At 61.7% G+C, this 2862-nt stretch carries 3 protein-coding genes; all 3 read left to right on the forward strand.

What is annotated here, in order from left to right:
- Window positions 1–583, forward strand: a 583-nt coding sequence (locus JOZ76_RS28165) for an extracellular solute-binding protein (RefSeq protein ID WP_291704241.1), incomplete at its 5' end; no start/stop codon positions are given.
- Window positions 584–639: 56 nt separating this feature from the next.
- Window positions 640–1605 (forward strand): carbohydrate ABC transporter permease, encoded by a 966-nt coding sequence (locus JOZ76_RS28170; protein ID WP_291704243.1) that lies wholly within the window; start codon window positions 640–642, stop codon window positions 1603–1605.
- 189 nt (window positions 1606–1794) lie between these two features.
- On the forward strand, window positions 1795–2718 hold the full coding sequence (locus JOZ76_RS28175) for a carbohydrate ABC transporter permease (protein WP_291704246.1): 924 nt from the start codon (window positions 1795–1797) through the stop codon (window positions 2716–2718).
- Window positions 2719–2862: the final 144 nt, after the last annotated feature.

Below are 2862 nucleotides of genomic sequence, written 5' to 3' on the forward strand. Positions count from 1 at the left end.
CAAGACGCTCTCGGAAACTTTCATCCCCGGCGTCGCCTCGTGGAACGACTCGTCGAACAACAAGGCGTACCTCGCCGGCGAGCTTTACTGCACCCTCAACGGCATCTCGATCTATGTCGCCGCCAAGACCGACCCGACCAAGAAGGAACTCGCCGCGGACACCTATCACGCGCTGCATCCGGTCGGGCCTGTCGGCAAGCCGAGTGAGCTCCAGCTGGCGCTGCCGATTCTCGCCTTCAACTTCACGAAATACCCGAACGCCGCAAAGGCCTTCATCGCCTTCATGCTGGAGAAGGAGCAGTTCGAGAAGTGGCTGGAGGGCTCTCAGGGCTATCTGACGCAGACCCTGAACGCCTACGAGAATGCGCAGGTGTGGACGGAAGATCCGAAGAACACCGTGTTCTCGCAGGCCTCAAAGCGCACATTGCCGGCCTCCGGCATCGGCACGGTCGGCGAAAAGGCGGCGCAGGCGATCGCGGACTTCATCGTGGTCGACATGTTCGCCAATTACTGCACCGGCACCAAGGACGCCAAGGGCTCCATCGCCGAAGCCGAGCGGCAGCTGAAGCGCATCTATCGCTAACGGAATAATGGAGCGGGCAGGGGCTGCCCGCTCCAACCTTTTTGCAGGATATGCCGATGGCCGACGTTGCAATCGCACCCCGGGCTGGACAGCCCAAGCCGCAGATCCGCGAAGCAACCAATTGGGAGCAGCTCAAGCACAACAGGAATTGGCTCGGCCTCTGGTTCATGCTGCCGGCGATGGCCTTCCTGATCCTGTTCCTGGCCTATCCGCTGGGCCTCGGCATCTGGCTGTCCTTCACCGACGCCCGGATCGGGCGGGTCGGCCAGTTCATCGGGACCGAGAACTATGAGTGGCTGTGGGACGACGCGGTGTTCTGGCTGTCGATCTTCAACACGGTGTTCTACACCCTGATCGCGAGCGCGTTCAAATTCGCCATCGGCCTCTATCTCGCGCTGCTGCTGAACGAGAACCTGCCGTTCAAGGCGATGCTGCGCGCGATGGTGCTGATCCCCTTCATCGTGCCGACCGTGCTGTCGGCGCTGGCATTCTGGTGGATCTTCGATTCGCAGTTCTCGATCATCTCCTGGTCGCTCAAACATCTCGGCCTGATCACCCAGAACATCAATTTCCTCGGCGACACGACCTGGGCGCGGATCTGCGTGATCTTCGCAAACATCTGGCGCGGCGTGCCGTTCGTCGCGATCACGCTGCTGGCCGGCCTGCAGACCGTGCAGCCCTCGCTCTACGAGGCCGCGACGCTCGATGGCGCCTCGAGCTGGCAGCGATTCCGCTACATCACCTATCCGCTGCTCACCCCGATCATCGCCGTCGTCATGACCTTTTCGGTGCTGTTCACCTTCACCGACTTCCAGCTGATCTGGGCGATGACCCGCGGCGGCCCGGTCAATGCAACCCACCTGATGGCGACCCTGTCCTATCAGCGCGCGATCATTGCCGGGCAGCTTGGCGAAGGCGCCGCGATCTCGAGCGCGATGATCCCGTTCCTGCTCGCCGCGATCATGGTGTCCTGGTTCGGCCTGCAGAAGCGCAAATGGCAGCAGGGAGAGAACAATGACTGACCTGCTGTCGTCCCTGCGAACGCAGGGACCCATACCGCGGAATCTCTCGATTGATCAGAGCTGGCGAAGATTTTTCATCGCAACGACGTTCTGTGGTTATGGGTCCCGGGGTCGCGCTCCCCATCGCGGCGCGATGCGCCGCTCTGGGTTCGCTTGCCCGGGACGACGCTGTGAGACAGGAGGCGTACCATGACTGACCTCCCGGCTGCGAAAGTCGATCTCAAGCGGATTCTGTCGACCCAGGCGAGGGTGGATAACAGCGAAGGCATGAGCTACCTACAGTCGCTGCCGCGCCGGCTGGTGACGGTCTATCTGCCGCTGTCGATCATCATCCTGATCCTGCTGTTTCCGTTCTACTGGATGGCGCTGACGTCGGTGAAGCCGGACAACCAGCTGCTCGACATGGAGACCTACAGCCCGTTCTGGGTCTGGAGCCCGACGCTGAAGCATTTCCACAAGCTGCTGTTCGAGAGCTATTATCCGCACTGGCTGTGGAACACGATGTATGTCGCCGTCTGCGCCACCGTGCTCTCGATCATCGCGAGCGTCATGGCCGCCTATGCCATCGTGCGCCTGCGTTACAAGGGCGCCAGCGTCGTCGGCGGGCTGATCTTCCTCGCCTATCTCGTCCCGCCCTCGATCCTGTTCATTCCGCTGTCGACCGTGGTGTTCCAATACGGCCTGTTCGATTCGCCGTTCGCGCTGATCCTGACCTATCCGACCATCCTGATCCCGTTCTCGACCTGGCTGTTGATGGGCTATTTCAAGACCATCCCATTCGAGCTCGAGGAATGCGCGCTGATCGATGGCGCGAGCCGCTGGCAGATTTTGACCAAGATCGTGCTGCCGCTCGCGGTGCCCGGGCTGATCTCGGCCTTCATCTTCTGCTTCACGCTGTGCTGGAACGAGTTCATCTACGCGCTCACCTTCCTGCAATCGACCCCGCACAAGACCGTGCCGGTCGCGATCGTCAATGAGTTCGTCGATGGCGACGTCTACCGCTGGGGTGCGCTGATGGCCGGTGCGCTCGCGGGCTCGCTGCCCCTGGTCATCCTTTACGCCTTCTTCGTGGAGCATTATGTGTCGGCCATGACCGGGGCCGTGAAAGAGTAGAGCCGCGCGTGCGAGCCAGCGAGCCACGTGTCACGATAACGAAGAACAAGGAGTTGGCTCTTGCACATTCTCGTTCTGGGCGCGGCCGGCATGGTCGGCCGCAAGCTTTCCGAACGCCTCTTGCGCGACGGGCGGCTGGGCCGA

Origin of the sequence: Bradyrhizobium sp. (assembly GCF_019244115.1) — a bacterium.
In the GTDB taxonomy this organism is placed as follows: domain Bacteria; phylum Pseudomonadota; class Alphaproteobacteria; order Rhizobiales; family Xanthobacteraceae; genus Bradyrhizobium.